This is a genomic window from Agrobacterium burrii, assembly GCF_017313405.1.
Taxonomy (GTDB): Bacteria; Pseudomonadota; Alphaproteobacteria; order Rhizobiales; family Rhizobiaceae; genus Agrobacterium; species Agrobacterium burrii.
Genome location: NZ_JAFLNA010000002.1, coordinates 423238 through 444880 on the forward strand (window position 1 = coordinate 423238; position 21643 = coordinate 444880).

At 57.4% G+C, this 21643-nt stretch carries 17 protein-coding genes; 7 read left to right on the plus strand and 10 right to left on the minus strand.

Annotated features, from left to right (window positions below):
• Positions 1–12 precede the first annotated feature (12 nt).
• Complete coding sequence (locus JZX89_RS05500) at positions 13–1113, plus strand: glycosyltransferase family 4 protein (RefSeq protein WP_207133337.1); 1101 nt, start codon at positions 13–15, stop codon at positions 1111–1113.
• Positions 1114–1185: 72 nt separating this feature from the next.
• On the opposite strand, the gene JZX89_RS05505 is transcribed toward JZX89_RS05500, so the two are convergent.
• The 7 genes from JZX89_RS05505 to JZX89_RS05535 form a co-directional block, all read right to left on the minus strand.
• Positions 1186–2391, minus strand: coding sequence for a glycosyltransferase family 4 protein (locus tag JZX89_RS05505; RefSeq protein ID WP_207133338.1), 1206 nt, complete (start codon positions 2389–2391; stop codon positions 1186–1188).
• A gap of 74 nt (positions 2392–2465) precedes the next feature.
• On the minus strand, positions 2466–4040 hold the full coding sequence (locus JZX89_RS05510) for an O-antigen ligase family protein (protein WP_207133339.1): 1575 nt from the start codon (positions 4038–4040) through the stop codon (positions 2466–2468).
• Between the two features lie 72 nt (positions 4041–4112).
• Positions 4113–4772, minus strand: a complete 660-nt coding sequence (locus JZX89_RS05515) for a hypothetical protein (protein ID WP_207133552.1) — start codon at positions 4770–4772, stop codon at positions 4113–4115.
• Positions 4773–4782: 10 nt separating this feature from the next.
• Positions 4783–7038 (minus strand): polysaccharide biosynthesis tyrosine autokinase, encoded by a 2256-nt coding sequence (locus tag JZX89_RS05520; RefSeq protein WP_174373770.1) that lies wholly within the window; start codon positions 7036–7038, stop codon positions 4783–4785.
• A 130-nt stretch (positions 7039–7168) separates the two neighbouring features.
• The gene (locus JZX89_RS05525; RefSeq protein ID WP_153514516.1) at positions 7169–8059 is read right to left on the minus strand and encodes a hypothetical protein; all 891 of its coding nucleotides are present in this window, start codon (positions 8057–8059) and stop codon (positions 7169–7171) included.
• A gap of 182 nt (positions 8060–8241) precedes the next feature.
• Positions 8242–9354, minus strand: a complete 1113-nt coding sequence (locus JZX89_RS05530) for an acyltransferase family protein (protein ID WP_305820670.1) — start codon at positions 9352–9354, stop codon at positions 8242–8244.
• Between the two features lie 149 nt (positions 9355–9503).
• Entirely contained in the window at positions 9504–10832 is a 1329-nt protein-coding gene (locus JZX89_RS05535; RefSeq protein ID WP_207133340.1) for a hypothetical protein, read from the minus strand.
• A 488-nt stretch (positions 10833–11320) separates the two neighbouring features.
• Between JZX89_RS05535 and JZX89_RS05540 the strand changes: the two genes are divergently transcribed.
• From JZX89_RS05540 to JZX89_RS05565, 6 genes are all read left to right on the plus strand, one after another.
• Positions 11321–12544 (plus strand): glycosyltransferase family 4 protein, encoded by a 1224-nt coding sequence (locus JZX89_RS05540; RefSeq protein WP_207133341.1) that lies wholly within the window; start codon positions 11321–11323, stop codon positions 12542–12544.
• Between the two features lie 73 nt (positions 12545–12617).
• A complete protein-coding gene (locus JZX89_RS05545) occupies positions 12618–14090 on the plus strand; it encodes a lipopolysaccharide biosynthesis protein (RefSeq protein ID WP_153514520.1) in 1473 nt (490 codons plus the stop codon).
• A gap of 36 nt (positions 14091–14126) precedes the next feature.
• Complete coding sequence (locus JZX89_RS05550) at positions 14127–15074, plus strand: polysaccharide pyruvyl transferase family protein (RefSeq protein ID WP_153514521.1); 948 nt, start codon at positions 14127–14129, stop codon at positions 15072–15074.
• 207 nt (positions 15075–15281) lie between these two features.
• Positions 15282–16766: a lipopolysaccharide biosynthesis protein gene (locus tag JZX89_RS05555; RefSeq protein ID WP_153514522.1), complete on the plus strand. Its 1485-nt coding sequence runs from the start codon at positions 15282–15284 to the stop codon at positions 16764–16766.
• On the plus strand, positions 16754–18079 hold the full coding sequence (locus JZX89_RS05560) for a polysaccharide pyruvyl transferase family protein (RefSeq protein ID WP_207133342.1): 1326 nt from the start codon (positions 16754–16756) through the stop codon (positions 18077–18079). Before JZX89_RS05555 ends, JZX89_RS05560 begins: the two co-directional genes overlap by 13 nt.
• A gap of 9 nt (positions 18080–18088) precedes the next feature.
• Positions 18089–19312, plus strand: coding sequence for a glycosyltransferase family 4 protein (locus JZX89_RS05565; RefSeq protein WP_153514524.1), 1224 nt, complete (start codon positions 18089–18091; stop codon positions 19310–19312).
• A gap of 64 nt (positions 19313–19376) precedes the next feature.
• Here the strand turns inward: JZX89_RS05565 and JZX89_RS05570 are convergent, their stop codons facing one another.
• The 3 genes from JZX89_RS05570 to JZX89_RS05580 all read right to left on the minus strand — a co-directional run bounded on the left by JZX89_RS05570 (position 19377) and on the right by JZX89_RS05580 (position 21503).
• Complete coding sequence (locus JZX89_RS05570) at positions 19377–20168, minus strand: metallophosphoesterase family protein (protein WP_149899382.1); 792 nt, start codon at positions 20166–20168, stop codon at positions 19377–19379.
• A 271-nt stretch (positions 20169–20439) separates the two neighbouring features.
• Positions 20440–21045 carry a transglutaminase-like cysteine peptidase gene (locus tag JZX89_RS05575; protein WP_207133343.1) on the minus strand — a complete coding sequence of 202 codons (606 nt, stop codon included), beginning with the start codon at positions 21043–21045 and terminating at the stop codon, positions 20440–20442.
• A 152-nt stretch (positions 21046–21197) separates the two neighbouring features.
• A complete protein-coding gene (locus tag JZX89_RS05580) occupies positions 21198–21503 on the minus strand; it encodes a hypothetical protein (RefSeq protein ID WP_207133344.1) in 306 nt (101 codons plus the stop codon).
• Positions 21504–21643 lie beyond the last annotated feature (140 nt).

Here is a 21643-nt window from a genome sequence, read left to right on the forward strand (position 1 = left end):
GGAAAGGCCAGGATGCGCATTCTCGTAAACATGCCGAGCCAATATGGCGGCAAGCCGTCCGGTGTTGCCCGTGTGACATTCAGCCTGCTGGAACGGTTGCTAGACCAGACACAGGACGACTATATCCTACGCTCTCCCTGGACGCGGGCGCAACTGCCTGAAAACCTGCGCGACAGCCGTTTGCAACTGCTGGAGACACCGCGGCCGCGCATCATGGTTCTTGATGTGCTGCGCCAGGCAGCTACGCTGCCCGCACTGTGCCGCCGTCACGATATTGACGTGCTATTCAATGCTGATCCCTTTGGAAGTCCTCTCGGCGGCAAACGGCGGGTTACCCTTGTTCACGATCTTTATTTCAAGACCATTCCTGAACAGATCGGTTGGCGGGCAACCTTGACGACCGATTTCATCTTTCGCTTGATGATGGCTGGTTCAGATCGGATCACCTGTGTATCCGAGGCGACACGAAGGGACCTCTCCCACTTTTATCCTGCCGCTGCCGGCAAAAGCCTGACGATCCATTCCGACAGCACGTTGAAGGTCGATTCTGCTTCTGGTGGCAGCGCGCGGCCAGTGTCGGGGCCTTATATACTGGCGGTCGGAAACGCGACGTCCAACAAGAATTTTACTCTTCTGGGCCATGCGTTTGCACGGTTGGGCAAGACAATGCCGGCCCTGCATGTCGTTCATGTCGGCCGTGACCATGCAGAGGAAATCGGCAGCGTGCTGCATGATCCGGAGTTGAAGGCACGGCTGATCCGGCTTTCCGGCATAGATGACCGGCAACTGGCCGAGCTTTACCGCCACGCAGCCTGCCTTTGTGTGCCCTCGACCTATGAAGGTTTTTGCCTGCCGGTGCTGGAGGCGCAGCAACTGGGATGCCCGGTCATCTGCTCCAACCGCTCCGCCACGCCTGAAATCGCCGGTAAGGGAGCCCTCACTTTCGATCCTGCCGATGCTGACAGCCTTGTCATGGCGCTCGAGCGACTTTTTCGGGAGCCGACTCTGGCGGGCAATCTTCGCGAGGCGGGTTATGAAAACCGCGCGCTATATTCATGGCGGAACGCGGCGGAGAGCTATGCAACGCTCTTTGATGAGATGTCGCGGCGCTAACAACATGCATTCCTTTCGGATGGGGTGCTGTTCCTGTCGCCGAATAGGTAAAAGCTATCACTCTACCGGTGTTTAGCCACCGGTACGGACGCGCAGATCGGAATAAAGCGTTTCATATGCCGCAACCACCCGCTCGGGTGCTGCTCCTTGCGAAATTCTCTCCCTGGTTTCGGGAGACTCCGCAAGGATCGTCGGGTTGCGCATGGCTTCCACCATGCGTGTGGCGAGTTCGCTGGCGTTGCCTGGCGCAAACAGGCGTTCCGGCCTGTCCCGGCCGATCTGTTCGGCAACGCCTGCGAGGTTGGCGCCGATGACGGGTACGCCACGCAGAATGGCTTCGGCAACGGTGCGCCCGAAAGCCTCTGGCCACAAGGGTGGTACGATCAGGCAATCTATGCCGGCAAAAAAACTGTCCGCTTCGACATAGCCGGGAAACTCAATGGGAAGACCGATGGTTTTTTGCTCATAGGGACCGATGCCGCCCGGCGCGCGACCGGCCATGACCAGTCGCCAACCCTGTGGCGGCAGTAGCCGCAGGGCTTCGATCAGCAGGCCCGCACCTTTGGGGGCTTCGATGCGGCCGAGATAACCGAAAACAAGCGGTTGTCCAGGCGGGCGGGGACTGCGAGCTTTCTGTTGGGCCGGCGGTGGGATGGCGTTCCAGATCACGGCGCGGCGGTCTGCCGGGACATGGGTGAAGAAGCCCGCCTGTACATGGCGCTCGACAATGTCGTGACCGACGCCGGCGACGGCATCGACGGCGCATTGGCAACGGCGGTGCAGATAGGAAAAGGCGCGACATTTCCTGCTGCTGCCATCGCAGATATGCCCGTCGTGAAACAGGGAGCCATTTGTGCACATGCTGGTGAAATCATGCAGGGAATGGACGAGCGGAATGCCCCGTCTCCGGATCATCGGCCAGATCAGCGGCGTCAGTTCCGACAGCGAATGGGTGTTGACGACGTCCGGGCGAAAATCATCGATGACATGTGCCAGCCGACGCACGAGGCGCGGATCGAGCTGTACGGCGATCTTGTAATATTTTCGCTTCCATCCCGGTTGCCGTTCCCAGTCTCCGATAAAAAACGGCGTGGTGTGCCCGAGGCGATGAATGGCAAAACCATCACGCCGCTCGACGGCCTGTTGTTCCCGGGAAATGGCAGCTACGACAACCGTATGTCCCTTGTCCGCCAGTCCGCGCGCGAGGTCTTCCACGAAAATTTCCGCGCCCCCCACCCGGTCCGGAGAAAATAGCGAGGTTATCTGCAATATCCGCATGCTGAAATTCTCGTCTCTGTCTTCAGTTCTACAATCGTTACAGTTACTTGGCATCCAGTAAGTGAACGCGCAGGTCAGCCGCTTTGGCTTCGAAATACCAAGTGTGCCGCTTCGTCGTGCCCCACACGTGCGGGCGTTGAAGGATCGGTTGGACCCTGCCGCTGCCGTCGTCGGCCATCCCGGTCAGTTCCCGGCGAATTGAGGCAAAGTGTGACGATAGGGGCGAGGAAGATGGCATAAGCCATGGCGAAGCCGGGAATCTGCAATGAAAAATCAAGGGTCGAATGCAGTGCGATTAGCAGCAGACCTGCAAGGCCGAGATGGGAAGCGTAACGATAGCTTTTGCGTTTGCGCATCCCGATAATAAAAATGATCAATTGGGCAAGCGCGAAAAAGGCCGCGTAAAACGGGAATGCGGCGCCAAGCGTCAGCAGGCCTTCGGCATAGACATTGTGGGCATGGGTGACGACGGCGTTCACCCCGCATTGGGCCGCGTGATAGGGCGCGTAGGTTTCCGCAAAGCTCGCAAGCCCCGATCCCCAGGGCCAGCCGTCGGCGATGGCGCGGGTGATGCCCGGCATGTAGCAGAAGCGCATGTCGTCTTCCAGACGTGTCTCCATGCGAAGCGCCACCCGATTGGCAAAAAGCGAGAACAGGCCGACGACCATGGCGAGCATGATTGCCGCCCGGCGCTTGAACCCGCGCCGTCGGCGCTTTGGAGTCGCGCTGCTGTTGGCTCTGGAAGGGGAGTTGAAGACAGTCAGAAGGATAAGGAAAAGCAGCGCTACGAAGCTGGACATGATCCCGGCGCGCGATCCGGTCAGCATCAATGCGATGAAGCAGAGGGCGGCGAGTACGCCGGCAAAGGCTGCCTTGCGGATGAGGCGTTTCTGGTCGGCCGGCACCGTCAGACGATTTGCCACGAGTGCCCGTACCATGTGCCAGTCCGGAGCCTGCAGCCGTTTGTGAAACAATGAGAAGAGCGCAAGCAGGATGAGACCGAACAGGGTTGCGGCGGTATTGCGATTAACAAAAAGGCCGGTCAGGCTGCCAAGATAGTAGCGTTTTTGAATGAAGCCGAGCATATCCGGAAAAAGCAGAAACTGCACGATCGACCATAGCGCAAGCCAGCCGCCGCCTATTGCGAACCATCGCAATGTTTTTGCCGCGCGCTCGTCAGTATCGAAAATCACAAGGCCGGCCATGAAGGCGCCGAAGGGCAGGGCGGCGCTGAGCAGGCCGAGGCGATCATCCGCCGGGGTGAGCGAGATCGTCGCGGCTGGTGCGATCTGCGTGAACATGGTGGCGGCGGACCATGCCGGGTTGGGCAAGGCAAGGCCTGGCAGGGATGATGCCTGCAGCAATATCTGAACGATGAGCGCGCCCAGCAAAAAGCAGGTCGCTACGAGCGCCTTGCCGGCACCGCCCCGGGGCGGCCCGAAGGCGATGATGGCCGGCACCAGCAGAAGATAAATCGCAAGCGTGACAACGATGCGGCTCTCTATTTCCGTTGCGCCGCGATTGAGAAGCGCGAGCAGAAAAATTGCCCAGAATGCGACCGTGGCGACCGCCCGGAAATAATCGCGAAACACGACCGGTCGTGGGAGTGAGGAGGACAGCGCTTCCGATTGGGTGAGGGTGGGCGTCATGAGTTTTCGTCTTTGTAAGAATTCTTTGTGGTGGCGATGTGCAGAACGTCAAAGCGCGATCGCGTTTTCACGTCACCGCAGCGGCATGGAGCGTTTCACGGTGCCCGCAGGCTCCTGTGGGCAGACATCACGCAGGGTCCAGCGCAGGATTTCTCCTTCCTTGCCGCAGACGACCGCGGTATCCGCGTCTCGCGCCGCCTCGGCCTGCGGCAGGGTCTCCTTTGGAAATTGCCGCCACATGGCGAAGCGCCCGCGTATCAGATTGGCGTCAGCCGGCCCGTAAAGCTGGGAAAAATTCATCAACACGGCTGTCTCCAGGGGCGAGGCGTTGCGCAGCGAGCGAACCATGGCAAGACGCAGCCACACATCGCCATTGGCGGGAAGACAAGAGAGCGCATGACGAATATAGGTTTCGGCAAAGCCCAGACGCGCCGCAGCGGCCTCTGGCGTGACCTTTGCGACACTTGCATCGAGATCAGCCAAAATCAGTCGCAATCCGGCCTTGACGATATCCGAACGGCAGATTTTCTCCGTCACGACCGGATGAAGCTGGCTTACCGTGTTCGCAAGCAGATCGGGTGCCAGGCCGTTTTTGTCGTCGGCAATTCTCGCCATTGCAACGATGTCGGAAAAACGCCGGCTTTCGGAAAATGCCTGGGCTGCGACGGCCAGAACGAATATGGAAATGATAAGGACCGGCACGACCGCAAAGACTTTACGCAGGCGCGTCATACCGTCCTTGTCAGTCATGGTAATAGCGCGTGTAGCGTGAATAATAATATTCGCTCGAGCCATAAGCCCGGTAGAGCTTCAGCTTTTCCGTATCCACTTTGTTGAGAATGACGCCAAGGCATTTTTTGCGGATATGGACTTCGTTTTCGATGGTGTTGCGGACTGCCCTGCGCGCGGTTTTACCCCATTCGGTGACGAAAACGAAACCGTCAATCCGGCCGGCCATCGCCCGTGCATCGACCACCGGACCGAGCGGCGGCAGATCGACGATTATATAATCGAACGCGCCGCTCGCCTCAGCCAGCAATTTGTGCATCTGCGCCGAGGTCAGGAGTTCGGAAGAGTGTGGCACACGTTGCTTGACGACCGTGGGCAGGAAAGCGAGCCCTGTCTTTTCGTCGCGCAGCAGCACATCACGCACATTACGACCTTCCAGCAGGACTTCGAGCAGGCCTTCACCTGCATGGCGACCCAAGGCGCGTGTGGCGCCCGGATTGCGGATATCCGCATCCAGCAGCAAAACCCGCGCGCCCTGTCCGGCCAGAAGCTGTGCCAGATTGATGGAGATGGTTGATTTTCCTTCGCTCGGCAGGGCCGATACGACGCCCACCACCCGTGCGCCGCTTTTCGCGGGAATGCCCAGATCGAGCGCAAGCCGTGTGCTGCGCAGGGTTTCGGCAAAGGAGGATAGCGGGTGATCGACAGCGTAACGGGCAACATTGGACGGGTGGGTGGCGGCGGGGCTGTCCTCCCGACCCTTGGAGAGGACTTCCTCGCCCGGCTTGTTCGGGATGAGTGGCGTATTGCCCAGAAACTCCAGCCCGAGAACATCGCGAACCTGCTCCCCGGTGCGGAAGAAGCGGTCGCGGAACTCGCGGAACATGGCGATGCCGCCGCCAGCGGCTGCCCCCATGATCATGAAAAGCGCCAGGAGCATCGGCTTGTTCGGCTTGCTCGGAATTTTAGGCGGCATTGCCTTGGAGATCACGCGTGCTTCCGTCACGGGGAAGGATTGCTGCTGCATCGCTTCCTGATAACGCTGCAGGAAGGTTTGATACATGTTCTTGTAGGTTTCAGCCTCGCGCTGCAACTCGCGAAGCTGAACCTGGGTCTGGCTGGCCGAATTGCTGACATTGGTGGCTCTGGCAATGCTTGCCTCAAGGGTTTTTTCCCTTGCCTCAGAGACCTCGAGATCGCTTTTGTAACTTTGCGCGATCCGGCTGACTTCCTGGAACATCAGTCGGCGGTATTCCTGCATTTCATTGCGCAGACGCACCGCCTGAACATGGTTTTCGCCAAGCCGACCAGAGATTTCAGCCTCAATTTTTGAGGATTCGAGGTATTTCTTGCGCAGATCATTTGCGACCGAACTATCGAGAATATCGGTGACGACGGCATCAACATCGTCGGTGGCGAGAATGTGTTCGATACGCTGGAACCGTGCGCGCGCTTTGGCCGTGTCTGACTGGGCCAGAATTTGCGCACTGTTCAGTTCCGCCAGTTGCTGGTCGGAAAGCAGGCCGTTATTGCCCGTCTCGATCAGATTGTGTTCGGCACGAAATTTCTGCACGGCCAGATCGGTATCCAGCGCCCGTTGACGCAATTCGGCTATTCGATCGGACAGCCAGTCACTGGCCCGCTTCGTTGCCTCGTATTTGGAATTCAGCTTATCTACGAGATAGGCCGCCGCCACGGCATTGACGATCTGGGCGGCGAGAGCCGGCGATGTTGAATTATAGGTCAGTTCCAGCGCGTAGGTACGGCCGATGCGCTTGACGGAAAGGCTCTGCAACAACTGGTCCGACAGCGCTCTCTTCAGCGTTCCGTCATCGATGACCGTTCCTTTTGCCGGCGAGAACCACTGCGAAACATTGACCAGCGACCGGATCATGCCGAACATCGAGCTCAGAAGTGATGCGCGTGTCGCCCTGAATTCCTGGTTTTCCGTCAGATTGAGACTGTCGACGACGGCGAGCCCGATGGTTTCCGATTGTATGACCTCGACCTGGCTGAGGATCGACGCCTCGTCCTCTATGACGCCACCGATCGTTGAAAGCTGTTCGACGACCTGGCTATTGTTGCGGTCGATCAACAGGGTTGCGCTGGCCGAATAGATCGGAACAGCCGTTGCGGCATAAGCTAGGCCGATTGTTCCGGCGATGGCGATGGTCGCAAGGACAATGCGCCACTGCCGGCGGATCGCTGCCAGAACCGCTTCGATATCGATAAAATCCGCCGTAAAGGCGTTTTTATCATAATCGCTCATCGTCAGGGGATCGTGCCTTTGCAACAACTGTCAGCCTCGCTCTTTTCGGCGAGCATAAAGCCCGCCAAGTCTCGGTTGCATCGTGGGACAGGCGAAGGCCATCCCCGTAACGAGGATGGCAAAGCCAATTTCAGACAGGACTTGTACTGATTGGCGTGGTGGTGCTTCCGGTTGAAACCGTGATGTTGAAGATGGTCGACGTTCCACCGCCACCAGTGCCACCGGTACCGCCACCGCCAACGGGTGCGCTTCCGCCGCCGGCCTGCGCTATGCCTGCCTCGGCGCCCGTGGCCGCCGAGCCGCCGACGCTGTTGCCGCTGGCTGGTGTGGAGCCGGCGCCGCCAATCGGCGAAGCTGCAGCAGCAGCGGCTGCCGGCGCAGCCGGGCCGGCCGCCGTTCCCTCGATATTTTCGCTAAAGGCAATCAGAAGATCGGAGGGCACGCCTGTGCCCTTGGTCTGCAGCTGGATGGCGGCTGCGAGTATCGTGTTGCCCCTCTGCATCGCCGTGGAATAGGCAAGCGCCAGACCTTCACCGACAACTTCGGAGAAATCCTTGTTCGCGACTTTTTGAGCGAGTGCGACGATGGCGGGCAGCTGGCCGGAATCACTTAGAACCAGTGCGGAGAGCTGTTCGGAAAATTGCGCCGCGCTGGTAGAAACCGCGATGACGGGGAAACCGCCCATCACTTTTCCGGTCAAATCCGCAGCGGCGGCATCAGTGCTGGAGGCGATGGCGATCAGATCACCAATCGTTCCAGGCGTTGGAGACTGCTTGAACAGTTCCGCGGCAGAAAGCGTAACCATCTCGGGATTGGTGCCTTGAACGCGACCGAGAAATGCGGCGGTGGTTTCGTCTGCGGCCTTTACGGGGGCTGCAGCAGGGACACTCTCTGTCGTCGGCGTCTGGGCTACGGCCGGTGCTGTTTCAACATTCTGGGCATTGGCCGATACGGAAAAAGCAACCATGCTGGCCATCAACACTGCACCAGTGAGCGTCGAGCCATTACGAGGGCGGGACATCACAACTCTCCAAATTTTTAAAATACGACTTTAAGTAATTTGATGCCGAACATGGTTATCCAACACCTTAAAATTTTCCTTTAAATCGCACAGCCCAAGCAAACGATCAAGTGTTAAAATAGGCTCGGGATATGAACATCTCCCTATCCTTAACGGCCTGGCTGCGGATACCGCCCTTGGTGTCAGGAGGCTGCGACTTTTCGTCGGGGTGTTATCACGCGGTTACGAAGCCATGTGTTTGCGGGTGTTTCGACAAATATATGAAACGCGTGGGCTATGGCGATGGTGCTGACGACGATGACGAAATAGGCGACGTTGTTCCAGCCCGGGGGAAGCGTGAAAACACTCAGAACAACCTTGAAGCCGAGAAAAATAAAAGGGTGCAACAGGTAGAGCGCATAGGAGGAATCCCCCAGCGCAGCAAGCGGCTGGGCGAAGCGGGGCAGGGCAATCCCCCGCGTCAGGGTTGCTGCCGTCATCAGAAGAATCGCGCCGCCGCCAAAAACGAGTAGTCGGGGAAAAGAATAGCAGCCGGGACCGCAAGCGGGCCCGAACATGTCGACTTCCAGGAGCTTCCAGACTGCAAGGCCACCAATAGCCATCGCGGCGCCGACTATAGGGGGGATGCGTACTCCGCGTAGAAACAGTGTCGCGAGCACCATTCCCGCGACAAACTCCAGAATGATCGGCTGGAACCAGAAGCTGAACGGTAAGGGAAGGTTCAGGGCTGGGCCGATCAGGATAGCGCCGAACAGGATGCTCGATGTCACCAGGACGGCGCGCTCCAGAGACAGGAAGATGAAAGCTGCGAAGACCATATAAAAAAACATCTCGTAGTTCAGCGTCCAGCCGAGGTCGAGAATGGGAAACGGATAGGCGTCACCATATCCAATGGTGTCATAAGGGATAAAAAAATAGGAAGTCAGAATTGCCTGGAGTGACGGAAATGTCTTTACGCCAAGAAAAGCACCTCCCGCCAACACGATAAGCCGCAGCGTCAGCGCGAACCAATATAGAGGAACAATACGTAGAAGTCGGCGCAAAAGAAACGCCGCACTTCCACCCGCGGCCGCAAAATACGGTCTGGAAGCATAAACGATGACGAAGCCGGAGATAACGAAAAAGAGGTCCACCCCAGCACCAAGTCTCAACACATGGAGCGGGAAGAGTGTAAATTCCCAGCTGACATTTGCGTGCAGGCCGACAACCATAGCGGCTGCCACGGCACGCATCATTTGAACGACATCGAGACGTTGCGTCCCCACAGCAGGCGCATTCTTAAATTTTTGCGTCATCATCATCATCTGTAAAAAAAGAAAAAATATATTTGGTATTATTTGTGTCCGCTCGCGCGGACAAAAAGTCATTTATCAAAGCAGGCTATCACGCATAAGGTTGGCACGATATATAAAATTTTGCGACTGCGAAATTTCGCCCTCAGCCCTCAGAAAACCTCCAGAACGGTGAGCTGGTCGCTGACGGAAAGCTGGTATTGCCCGCCTTGCTGCGTGATCACCCGCTGGGTCACGGATCCGTCGTCGCTGAAGCGGTGGGCGATGACCTGATTATGAGGCCCGGTTATCGAAAAGACCGCGAGTCGTTCGACGGGCGGATTTTCGATCCGGGCCGGCCATTGCCAGCCCCGGATGCCGAGCCACACCGGCACAAGCAGCGCGCCGTCGGGCCTTGCCAGCCGCAACGTCACCCTTTCGGCATCGCTCCGGAGAAAATCGAGGCGCCTTCCCGCCGGGCTGGTTTGCCGCTTCGCCTTGCAAAGCGACAGAAGGGCGCGCACGGCCTCATAAGCGGGCGTTCGGCTCAGATCGTGGCGCAGCAGGCCAAAGGATGATTCCGGGTTTGTCTCATCCTGCGCGAAGCTCGACACCATTTCATAAATATAGGCCCGGCGGATGCCGCTGAGGAAACACCACAAAAGCGCGCGGGGCATGTAGCGCGCCTTGATCCCCTCGGTAACGGGGAAATGGAAGGTCTTCGGCTGCAATGACGTATGGTAGCCGATTTCCGTGGCGAGCACCGGGCGGCCGGGCGTGATATGCGCCGAGGCGGCAATAGATTTGGAAAGCGCCCCCGGCCCGGTCGTTTCGGGATGCTCCATTCCGGCATAGGGGTGAATGTTGCCGTAGTCGCTGACCGCTTGCAGATCCAGCGCCAGTTCCCTGTTCGTCAGGACATAGCTTGGCGCCGCAAGCGGAACGCCGCTGAGGTCGGGCGTCGAGTGGATGATCTCGTGCAGCGCCGTTTGATGCCGGGCCGAAATGCCGGGCGCGTTCGCGGGATCCTTTGTCAAAACCGGTTCATTGCTGCCCTCGAAGAGGGCGATGCCGCCGTCACACCAGTCGTGGAAATCAGCGATCCTGTCGAGCGGCGTGGAAACATAGGGATTGAGATCATCATAACAGATGATGGTAAGGCGAAGGCCGGCCGCCACGATCTGGCGCAGGCGCTGAAAGGCGGGGCTGTTGCGGCTGTCTCTTGCGGTGATCAGTCCCTCATCGCGCAGATGGCGCACGCCCAGCGCCTCAAGTTCAGGCAGGATGCGCTCGAAGGCTTCCGGATAGATGCCCGTCGGGCGAGCGAAATGGCCGCACACGCCCACACTATCGAGAAAGGCTTCCGTATCGGCGGAAAAAACGGACGGGGTCTGTGCGAATGCGGGATAGGAGCCGGTGGCGGCGGCCAATGCGAAAGGTGTTGCCGAGAGCAGGCTGCGCCGTGTCAGGCGGCCCATGGTGATCGGCTGTTTTCCGTTCATCTGTGTCTCCTGATAATCATGGCGGACAGTGCAAAGTGAGGCATGGCTGGGTGGGCGCCGATTAAATGCGGGCGTCGTCTCTCAATATGCTGCGGTCAGAATGTCCTGAAAGCTTCGCGGCGTTTTTTCAGCCGCCATCAAATCCATGTTTGCAAAATAAGAAAATATAAAGCAGTCACCGTTCCAGACAGCATAAACTGCCGCTTTGGTCCGGGTATTTCGTATTCAGATGAGGTAGCACGGGACCGGCTCTTTTCGCAACACGGGATGACTTTTGTCGCACCGCGAAAAGAAATCACTTGAAATGCCGTCAATTCCCGTGCTTTTTGAAAGTGAATTTTTGGTTATTCATATTTTCAAATGTTAGTTCCGCTCCGGCTTTTGTATTTTTTTTACAAATGTCTCACTGGCTCCCGGCACTTCGGGAGCGTGGCAAGGCCAGAGCGGAAGTCATAAATTTTCGATTAAGGAAAATAGAGCGTATCCGCATGCGAATTCTCCATTTGAGCAGTCTTTACCCGCCGCATATTGTCGGCGGATGCGAACGGTCGGTCGAGCACCTTGCCGAGGAACTCGTCTCCATGGGGCATACCGTCGGCGCCGCCTGCATTGAACGGCAGGCGGAGCCCAAAACGGTGCGCAACGGCGTCAGCGTTTACCGCATGTTCCACAATAATGATTTCTGGCTTGAGGACTGGCCTCAACACACGCCGCAGCAAAGGCGTATGCAGAAGATCAGGCAGCAGTGGAATTTCAACGTTGAGAAGCAGTTCGAAGCCGTTCTTGACGATTTCAGGCCGGATGTTCTCAACACCCATTCGCTGCTGGACGTTACCACGCTGGTGTGGCGGGCGGCGCATAAGCGGGGTATTCCGATCGTCCATACGATTTGCGAATATGATCTCCTGTGCGGCAATGCCGCCATGTTCAAGGGCGGGAAACCCTGCGAGCATATCCATCTGGGCTGTCAGGTGGTGAATTTCACCAAGAAATTCACGCAACGTTATATTGGCGCGGTCGCGAGCGTTGGGACGGAAATCCTCAAGACGCATGTCAATCATGGACTGTTCCACCATATTCCCGAAAGCCTGCGACGCGTCATCTTCTATTCCTGCACGGTTCCGGAGGGCGATCCGGTCGCCCGCCGGCGGATCGACCGGAGCGGCAAGCCGCTGACCTTTGGCTATATCGGTCGCATCAATACCGAAAAAGGCGTTGGCAACATGGTCGACGCTTTCAGGGAAATCGGCCATGGCAACTGGCGCTGTCTGGTCGCCGGCCAGGCGATGGACGATTCCATTGAGCGTTTTACGAAGCAGGCGGGCGATCTGCCGATCGAATTCATCGGCTGGGCGAAGCCGAAGGAGTTTTTCGAAGAGATTGATGTTCTGATCGTTCCCTCTTTCTGGGCCGAACCTTCGCCGCGCACGATTTATGAGGCCTATGCTATGGGCGTTCCCGTCATCGGCGCGGCTTCGGGCGGTATCCCGGAGCTGATCGGCGAGACCAATCACGACTGGCTGTTCGAGCCGGGCAATGCCGCTGACCTTGCCGCGCGCATTCGCCGGGTGCTGACGCTTTCGCGCGAGCAATTGCCGACGGAGGCCGATTTCGGAAATATCGTCGAGGAATCCACCTCACGGCGGGTCGGCGAAAATTATGTGAAGCTCTATGAAGACGTGCTGGCGAAAAGCAAGGCTGCAGCCGCATGACGGGCGTGCGGATGCCACGCGCTGATCTTTCAGCCGCGGGCAGGGCGCCATCCCGTGTTTCCGGGTTTTGCAGATGTTGAAGTTGGACGAAAACGCTCCCCGTCTTGAAAGGCGCTCGGTCACGAGCGCCCTGTGGAGTGCGGTCGGCGGTTATGGCAACGTCTTTCTGTCTTTCGTCGTCTTCCTCATTCTGGCGCGCCTGCTGACGCCGGACGAGTTTGGACTTGTCGCCATCGCAACGGTTTTCGTGGATATCATCCTCGTCATCGCCCGCGGCGGATTGCCGGAGGCGGTGTTGCAGCGACCGGAGCTGGACGAAGACTATGCGGACACGGCTTTCTGGTTTTCACTTTTGTGGGGAGCCGTGTTGTGCGCCTTGCTTTCGCTGGCGGCGCCGTTTCTCGCGGGGCTGTTCGGAATTGCGGAACTCAGCCCGGTCTTGATGGCGCTCTCCACCGTTCTCTTCATCATGGGCGCTGGCACCATCCATGAAGCCCGCCTGCAGCGTGAGTTCGCGTTTCGCAAGCTTGCCATGCGTGCGCTCCTGTCCAATTTTCTCGCCGGTGTGATCGCAATCGCTCTGGCCCTGAATGGTTGGGGCGTATGGGCAATGGTCGTGCAGAGGCTGATCGCCAGTGTTGTGACGACTTGTATGAACTGGATTGCCTGCGGCTGGATTCCGCGTCCGCGTTTCGTCAGAGCCTATGTGGCGGATCAGTGGAGTTTCGGGTCGCGCATCTTTGCGGCAAACTTCCTGATGGGCCTCAATGTCCGCCTGCAGGAGCTTATCGCCGCAACTTTTCTCTCGACCGCGGCCGTGGGGTATATCCGGTTGTCATGGCGGTGCATTGATCTCGTCAGTCAGCTGGCCGTCATTCCCCTGACATCGGTAGCGTTGACGAGTTATGCACGCATCAATGCCGAGAACAAATCCCTCGAAAATGCCTATTTCGGCTTTATCCGGCTGTCGGGCATCATTGCTTTCCCGTGTTTCCTTGGCCTTGCGGCCACGGCGCCGGTTCTTATTCCCGTTACCTTCGGCGAAAACTGGGCCGCCGCCGCACCGGTCACGCAATTATTATGTCTGACGGCTCTGCCGTTTGTCGCTAATTCCTTCGTCTGGCCGCTTCTGACCGCCATCCGGCAGGGCGGTAAAACCCTGTATCTGTCGTTTCTGCAGGTCGTTATCGGCTGTGGGCTCGGTCTTGCCGCTGCGCCTTTCGGCTTGCTGCCGGTTACTCTTGCTCATGTCGTAAGGGCCTATCTGACGTGGCCGGTCGCTTTGGTCAGCGTCCGAAACAGCGCCGGCATTTCGATAGGCGGTACGCTTCGCACCTGCATGTTGCCGCTCATCGCGGCCTTCACCATGGCTGTTCTGGTTAGCGGTCTCTACTGGATGATGGGCGAACGTTTCTCCAAACCGGTAACACTATGCCTGCTGGTCTCGGCAGGGGCGGTGATCTATCCGGCTCTGCTTTTTGTCACGATGCCCGGGGACATAAGGGGGGTGCTCAAAGAGGCCAGGGCGCTTTTTTCACGAAAATGAAATTGCAGAACGACTTAATTTCAGGACGAGGTTCCAATGAAGACGATTACCATTCTCGATACAACCGTAGCCTCGGACAATCTCGGCGATCAGATCATTCTCGATGCCGTCAAGGATGTGCTGCTTGAGGTTGTTCCTCAAGCTTATCCCTATCATGTGGCGACCCATGAATATATGACGAACGTCTCGAAGTCGCTGCTGCGCAAGAGCGAAGCTGCCTTTGTTGCCGGCACCAATATTCTCGCATCGAACATGGAGGCCCGCGTGTTGTGGAAGTTGCTGCCGTGGGATGCCTTCGCCTTCCGGGAGACTGTTCTGCTCGGCTGCGGCTGGATGAACTACATGAAACAGCCGAACGCCTATTCGCGCTGGATTCTGAAAAAAATTCTGTCGGATGAATTCACGCATGCGGTGCGCGACAATTACACCGCCGAAAAACTCAGGTCCCTCGGCAAAAAGGTTCTGAACACCTCTTGCCCGACCATGTGGGGGCTTGATCCGGACCATTGCAAGTCCATTCCCACTGCCAAGGCCTCTTCCGTTGTTACAACGCTGACCTTCTACCTCAATCGCCAGGAGGAGGACAAAAAGATGATTGAAATTCTGAAGGATCGTTACGACACCGTCTATTTCTGGCCGCAGCAGCGTGAAGATGCGGCCTATCTGGCTTCCATGAATATTTCCGGGCTGAAGTTTATCGATCCGACGCTCGCCGCCTATAACCACTTTCTTGACAATGAGGATGTGGATTTCGTCGGGACGCGCCTGCATGGTGGTATCCGCGCAATGCAGAAATTCCGCCGCGCCCTGATCGTCAAAGTCGATAATCGAGCTACGGAAATTTCCAAGGATACCGGTCTGCCGACCATGGACCGCAAGGATTTCGACAGCATGTCGAACTGGATTGCCGGCAGCGAGCCACCGCCGATAAAGTTGCCGGTGGAGGCAATCGACACTTGGAAACGGCAATTCAGGAGAGCCTGAAACCTCAACACTGGGGTTCTGGTGAATTGCCGGGAACGCGGATTACAGGCGGGCAATGGATTTGTCCGCCGCCAGATACTCTTCGAGGAAAACGGTGGCGGAAGACAGTATGGGTAAAGCCCGTCTTCTCATCTGGAGCTCCGATCGTTTTCTGATCCTGATGAAGGCCGTTTGGTCGCGGCCAGCTTTGAAACTGGTGGTCAACTGATGTCGGAATCCAATTCCATAGGCAGCGCCGCTATCAGAGGTATTTTTTGGTCCATCGTCCAGAACTGGGGTGGAAAGCTCTTTACCTCGGTTCTTTTCATTGTTCTTGCCCGTTTTCTTAGTCCCACCGATTACGGCATGGTTGCGGCGGCAGGGCTGGTTCTGATGTTGATTCAGCTGGTCTCCGAATTCGGATTTGCCGACGCCATCGTGCAGAAGCGCAATCTTGAGCCGAGTGACATCAACCTGCCATTTTACGTGTCGGTGGCCGTCGCGACGGTGTTTGTGGTTGCTGTCTGGCTGCTGTCTCCGAGGCTGGAAAGCTGGTTCGAGGTTGAGGGGCTCGCGCCGATCATCATTGCGGTTTGCCTGTTGCTGCCGTTAAACACGGCTTCCCTCTTTCAGGAATTAAATTATCGGCGGGCGCTTGCCTTCAAGCCTCTGGCGATCAGGACTTTCATTTCCAACATTCTCGGTGGCGGCGCAGCGATTATATTCGCGATCGCGGGGCTTGGTGTCTGGAGCCTCGTCGTTCAGGGTTATGTTGCAACCATCGTCACGTTGATCTGGCTCTGGCGAAAACCCTACTGGCTTCCAGGAACGACGCTGAAGCCCGACACATTTATCCAGCTGCTTCGGTTCGGTTCATCCGCTCTGGGTCTGCGCATCGTTGACTTTGGCTCCACCCGTCTGATCGATGTCATGATCCTCGGACATTACGGCGTGGCTCTCTTCGGGCTCTATACCGTTGGCAGCCGCCTCTATCAGCTTCTGATGCAGTTGCTTCAGGCGGCACTTTATGACGTCTCGTTGACGGTCCTTTCGCGCATATCGCATGAGCGAGAGCGCATGGCGGAACTATATAAACAGTCGATCACGATATCGGCGATTGTTTCGACTCCCATCTTCGTGCTTTCGGCAGCATTGGCGCCGGAAATATGCAGCGTATTGTTTGGCGCCCGCTGGCAGGGGGCGGACGAGGTTGCGCAGCCGCTTCTTCTCCTCGGCGCATTGCAATGCGTTCAGTTTCAGAACGGGCCTTTTCTCTCCGCGCGGGGAAGACCGGACAGGGTGTTGATTGCCGGAAGCGTGAAGGCGATTTCGACCATTCTCCTCATTCTGTTGGTCCCTGCGGACAGTATCGGGGCAATGGTCATTCTTTATGTTTTCGGGCAGCTGACCTCCACGCCGTTCACGTTTTTTTATGTCGCACGTGAGCTTGGGGTTCGGCTTCTCAAGATATTTCTCCTGCTTCTGCCCAGCTTTGCCTCCTGCGCCTTCTGCTTTCTTCTGGTGCAGTGGATGCGCCCTGAAGTCAAAGCTCTGGGGGCGGGGGAGTTCATATCGGGAATGCTCCTCGGGTCCATATTCGCCCTTGCATATCTTCTGCTCATGGCCCTGACCGCAAGGAATGAGGCCAGGCGTGTCGTCAGGCTTGTCACGGGCAAAATCTTCTCTCGAAAGGAAGGCAAATGCGCAAGCTGATAAAAAGACTGCTGCCGACCCCGCTGCGTCAAAGGCTGGTGGCGTATAATGAGCGGCGCAACAGGGATATTGCGCTTCGGCAATTCTTTAACGACCTGCAGGAACAAAAGCGCCGGATAAGGCCTGTCAACGCCGGCGATCGGCCGAAACGGCTTCTGATCGTGACCGGAGACCCCGTGACCGTTTTAGGTTCGGTTGGTGATGACGCGATGATCACGGCCACGCTGCAACAAGCGCGTTCAAGCAATCCGAATGTGGAAGTGGATATTCTTGTCGAAGGATCCGAATTCATCGGTCCCGTTTTTCAGCGGGGTTTTTCTCCTGTCGATATCTTCGGCAGGGCCGATTTCATAGGGGCCTTGGTGGAGCAGTTCTCGGCACGAAACTATGATTGCGTTGTCGTCATCGGCGCTGATGTCATGGACGGGTACTATCAACCGCTGATGAGTGCAAAACTTCTTGCCAGCGCTGACCTCGCTGCCGCCGCCGGGATCAGCAGCGTGATCCTTGGTTTCAGTTTCAATGACAAGCCGCATCCCGCTCTGGCCATGTTTTATCGCTCTCTTCACCCGGCAGTTTCGCTCAATGTGCGCGATGCCGTTTCTCTTGATCGCCTGAAGTCCTTTGCAAAGACCAATGCGGCACTCGTTGCCGATTCCGCGTTCAGCCTCGTCCCATCCGAGCCTGATGAGAGCACAAGTTCATGGATCGCGCGAAAGCGTGCCGAAGGATACAGGGTGATGGGTTTCAATCTGCATCCCATGCTGTTCAAAAATGCCGATCGCTTACAGATTGAGACAATCGTCAGGCGCGGGGCGGAAGCCCTGCAATCTGTTGCCGATGAAAGGCCGGTATGCTGGCTGCTTATCCCGCATGATTACCGCGAGGGCTTCGGCGATCAGGTATGCCTGAAGGCCATTGCCGGGCTTATGCCCGCAGCACTGGGTGACAGGGTTCGATATCTGGATGGCGAATGGGCTGCGCCGTTTCTGAAGGGTGTTGCGGGGCAACTTGACGGCCTCGTCAGTGGCCGCATGCATCTTGCAATTGCCGCACTCGGCAAAGGTGTCCCTGTCATATGTATCGCTTATCAGGGAAAGTTCGAGGGGCTGTATCAGCATTTTGATCTGCCAGTAGACGATCTTCTTTCGCCGGCTGCCTTTTACACTGAAGACGGCATCAAGCGCGCCTTGATCGATTTTGTCGACCGAGTGGATGACGTCGGTGAAAAGGTGAAGAGGAAACTGCCAGAAGTTCTTGCGCTTTCGCAAAAGAACTTCCAGCTGTTTGACGTATTCTCCGGTCGACCTTGAGATATCGATATGAGGGTCGCTTTCGTCTCAGCCATTCCCGCTGTACCTGCAAATGCCGGCAATCGCAGCAGGATATTGCAACTCACCCGCGCGGTGCGGTCGCTCGGCCATGACGTGCATTTCGTTTATATCGATACTCCGATAATAGACGATTTCGATCCCGCCGCTCATGAGGTTGAATTCGGGTCCGGCCATCTGCATTTTGTGTCCCGAAAGCGGGACAGCCTGAATGAGCGGTTTGCCGAGGACCCGGCTTTCGAAGTTGGATTGACCGTATTTCGGGCGGTTCGGAAGATTTACCGAGTACTTGGCCGCGACAGAGGGTTCTACAATTACCTCGATGAATTTTATTATCCGGAAATAGGCCGGCAGATACGGGATGTTCAGCGCCGGCTGGGGGTCGATGCGGTCATCGTGGAATATGCATTTCATTCACGGGCGTTCAGGGGGCTGCCGGCGAATGTGCTTCGCATTCTCGATACGCACGACTCCTTTGCTGATCGTCACAGGGCGTTCGTTAAGACCGCCAACAAATATGGATACTGGTTCTCGGTTCCGCCGAAGGCGGAACGCAAGGCCTTTCGTCGCGCCGATGTCGTTCTTTCCATCCAGGAAGAAGAAGAGCGGATATTCAGGCAGCTGCTCGGAAATGAAAGGCCGACCGTTACGACCGTCAGCCATATTCTCGATCTCAATCAACGAGTGGAAGACTTTACGTCGGACGATTTTCTATTTCTCGGTTCCGGCAATGATGCCAATGCCATTTCCCTCAACGGCTTCCTTCAGAATGTCTTGCCTTTGATCAGGGCTGCGCGGCCGGATATCCGGCTGGTTTTGGCGGGCAGCATATGCAACAGGATCGAAGACAGGGAAGGCGTTCTCAAGCTTGGTCGTGTCGATAATCTGAAAGATGCTTTTTCGCGCGCGCCGCTGTCGATCAATCCGATTACGCTGGGCACGGGCATCAACATAAAACTGCTCGACGCTCTGGCGGCAGGTGTTCCAACGGTGAGCACCCAAACAGGCGCGAGGGGCCTTTCGGAGCACTATCGCAACGGCGTGATCGTCGTCGATGATGATGACCATCAGGGTTTTGCCAATGCGGTCCTGTTGCTTGCCTCCAGCCAGCAGCAGCGATGGGAACTGGGAGACAGGGCGTTCAGCGACGCCGTTGAATGGAAACGCCAGCAAATGGCGGCGCTTGGCAATATTCTGGACTTCAAACGGGATTGATTGCTCGAAAGGCCGAAGATCGAGATTTTGAGGCCCGTTGATTTATGGTCTGCCGGTGACCGAGTCAGACAATCAATTGCGGGCCGGCATCTGAAAGCTTCAGGATCGTTAGCTTGCCCGTCGTGAAGGCGCCGGTGTCGATACCGATCCGTTGCGGGCCGGTCTGCGGTTCCGGGGCAGGCGTGTGGCCATGAATGACAAGGAGGTCGAGACCGGCTCCCTGCGACAGGAACGGCTCCCTGATCCACAACATGTCCTCATCGGTCTGCGTATCCAGTGGCAGTCCCGGCCGGAAGCCGGCATGCACGAAAATATAAGGTCCGATGCGGGCATAGACCGGCAGGCTGGATAAAAGCTGGCGGTGGGTCAGCGGAATCGCGCCGATCAATGCATCCCTGAAAGGCTGAAGCCGCAAGCGGCCCTTGTGCATGAAATAATCGATATCGACGCCATAGGACAACAGTGTCTGCCGGCCGCCGAAATCCAGCCAGTGCATGTTGTCCTGCGGGTTTTCGAGAAAGTCGCTGAACAGCTGCTCGTGATTGCCACAGAGCGCGATACGGCGCAGTGGCGCCGGCGGCGGCTGCAGAAGATGGTCTATGACACCACAGGAATTCTGTCCGCGGTCGACATAGTCCCCGACGAGAACGACCAGAGCGGGAGAGGGGTCAGGAGCCAGATCCGCAAGGATTTTCTGTTCCGCCTGTAAAAGCAGGTTGAGACAACCGTGCACATCACCAATGGCATAGATCGGAAAGGAGGCGGGCTTGTCGCCAAGGTCCAGCCTGCGGCGCCTCCGGTCGTCACGGGGGGCTGGCTGTTTACGACCGCGAATCCAGTTGAGCACCTTGGGCATAGCTGCCGATACTGTCTCTCCGCTACAAGGTCAAGCGTGTTGACTGTGGCGGCCGTACGGCCTCCTGAGGCTAGGCCGTTAGGAGGTTCAGGTCTCTGTAAATGGTCCTCTGAAGCGCCGTGTCGGTGGCGTTTTTCCAGTCGAGGACGCTTCGATATGAGAGGACAGCATAGCCTCTTTCAGATTCGAAAGATATGACGCCTTAAATTGCCGGTCGAGCGCGCGTCTGGTCTCGCGAAACGAGGGGACGCGCAGTTTTGCTGAAGACGTTCTAGAGCTTCAGCCAGACGCGCGGGTTTTCGTGCGACTGTATCTTGATCCATTTCAGATCCACCGCTTTCCACGGCTTGACGACATTGGTGCGGTTGTCCAGCACCAGATCACCCTGGGTCGTGCTGACGACCAGAACCGCATGGCCGATACCGTTCGGGGTGCGGGCTGTGGCGATGCGAAGCGCACCCGATGGCCAGCCCGCCCGCAGCAGGCGTTGTCGCTTGGTCACGGCGTAGTCGTCGCAGTCGCCGCTTGCCGGATTGAGCTTCCACTCATCTTGCCCCTCCAGCTCGCCGACATAGACGATCGCGGTGTTGATCTCGGAGTTGATGCGCTGCAGTTCCGTGCGCTTCTGTTTCGTCAGCTCGATCGTATCACGATCGCCAATGCGGACGCACTGGTCGGCGGCATTGTCGCAGAATTTGGCAAAGGCGATGGGCGCGATGGTGGGACGGCTTGTTGACATGAACTGGCCGGGCCGCGCTGTAACCGGGTTCTTGGCGAGACCACCAAGCTGAACGGCCGATGCCGCCGTCGCGATGCTTGCCGCCATGCCGACGGCGACTGCCAAAGTCTTTACAAGACGGCCTGTTCTCTTCGCCATGTCCCTGCCCCTGCCCCTGCACAGTTGTTTTATCTGTGCCTGAACATACCGGCCCTTTCTTGCAGGCCGTTTAAGTCGATAGATTGCTTTTTAGTGAAATCGAATTTTGTTGCCGGTGGAGGAAGCCGACCGGAAGATCGGCGCAGTGGCGTTCAATTGCAGCGGGTTCTGCCCTCGGTGTCTGTAAGGCATGTTTGTTGCGGCGCGGGGCTTCTATAGTCGCGCCGCGCGTCTGATGATGAGCGGCGGTTTGTCGGCGGCCGGTCATAGTTGCGTTCGATTTCAAAATTGCGGCCGCCGATCGTGCCCTGCGCACCACCGCGACCATCCGGGGTGACTTCGAAATTCTGATATTGCTGCGCATGGGCCAATGCGGCCAGACTGATCGTAAGGACAAACAGGCCGGTTGCCAGTCCGGTTCGCAACGCTGCCGGTGGATGATGCCTGCGCGAGACCATGCGCTTTCCTCCTGCTGGTGGAGCGACCGATAGGTGTCCGAACGGGATGTGCGCGCCGCTTTCTCGATCGCGATAATCATATCACCAATGGCGCAACAAGCGTGAGACCGATTTGTGACCGGGAGCGGCGAATCGCTGTT

Coding starts and splice junctions, on each gene's coding strand:
- JZX89_RS05500 (WP_207133337.1), top strand. CDS start 13: ATGCGCATTCTCGTAAACATGCCGAGCCAATATGGCGGCAAGCCGTCC.
- JZX89_RS05505 (WP_207133338.1), bottom strand. CDS start 2,391: ATGCGGATATTGCAGATAACCTCGCTATTTTCTCCGGACCGGGTGGGG.
- JZX89_RS05510 (WP_207133339.1), bottom strand. CDS start 4,040: ATGACGCCCACCCTCACCCAATCGGAAGCGCTGTCCTCCTCACTCCCA.
- JZX89_RS05515 (WP_207133552.1), bottom strand. CDS start 4,772: ATGACGCGCCTGCGTAAAGTCTTTGCGGTCGTGCCGGTCCTTATCATT.
- JZX89_RS05520 (WP_174373770.1), bottom strand. CDS start 7,038: ATGAGCGATTATGATAAAAACGCCTTTACGGCGGATTTTATCGATATC.
- JZX89_RS05525 (WP_153514516.1), bottom strand. CDS start 8,059: ATGTCCCGCCCTCGTAATGGCTCGACGCTCACTGGTGCAGTGTTGATG.
- JZX89_RS05530 (WP_305820670.1), bottom strand. CDS start 9,354: ATGACGCAAAAATTTAAGAATGCGCCTGCTGTGGGGACGCAACGTCTC.
- JZX89_RS05535 (WP_207133340.1), bottom strand. CDS start 10,832: ATGAACGGAAAACAGCCGATCACCATGGGCCGCCTGACACGGCGCAGC.
- JZX89_RS05540 (WP_207133341.1), top strand. CDS start 11,321: ATGCGAATTCTCCATTTGAGCAGTCTTTACCCGCCGCATATTGTCGGC.
- JZX89_RS05545 (WP_153514520.1), top strand. CDS start 12,618: ATGTTGAAGTTGGACGAAAACGCTCCCCGTCTTGAAAGGCGCTCGGTC.
- JZX89_RS05550 (WP_153514521.1), top strand. CDS start 14,127: ATGAAGACGATTACCATTCTCGATACAACCGTAGCCTCGGACAATCTC.
- JZX89_RS05555 (WP_153514522.1), top strand. CDS start 15,282: ATGTCGGAATCCAATTCCATAGGCAGCGCCGCTATCAGAGGTATTTTT.
- JZX89_RS05560 (WP_207133342.1), top strand. CDS start 16,754: ATGCGCAAGCTGATAAAAAGACTGCTGCCGACCCCGCTGCGTCAAAGG.
- JZX89_RS05565 (WP_153514524.1), top strand. CDS start 18,089: ATGAGGGTCGCTTTCGTCTCAGCCATTCCCGCTGTACCTGCAAATGCC.
- JZX89_RS05570 (WP_149899382.1), bottom strand. CDS start 20,168: ATGCCCAAGGTGCTCAACTGGATTCGCGGTCGTAAACAGCCAGCCCCC.
- JZX89_RS05575 (WP_207133343.1), bottom strand. CDS start 21,045: ATGGCGAAGAGAACAGGCCGTCTTGTAAAGACTTTGGCAGTCGCCGTC.
- JZX89_RS05580 (WP_207133344.1), bottom strand. CDS start 21,503: ATGGTCTCGCGCAGGCATCATCCACCGGCAGCGTTGCGAACCGGACTG.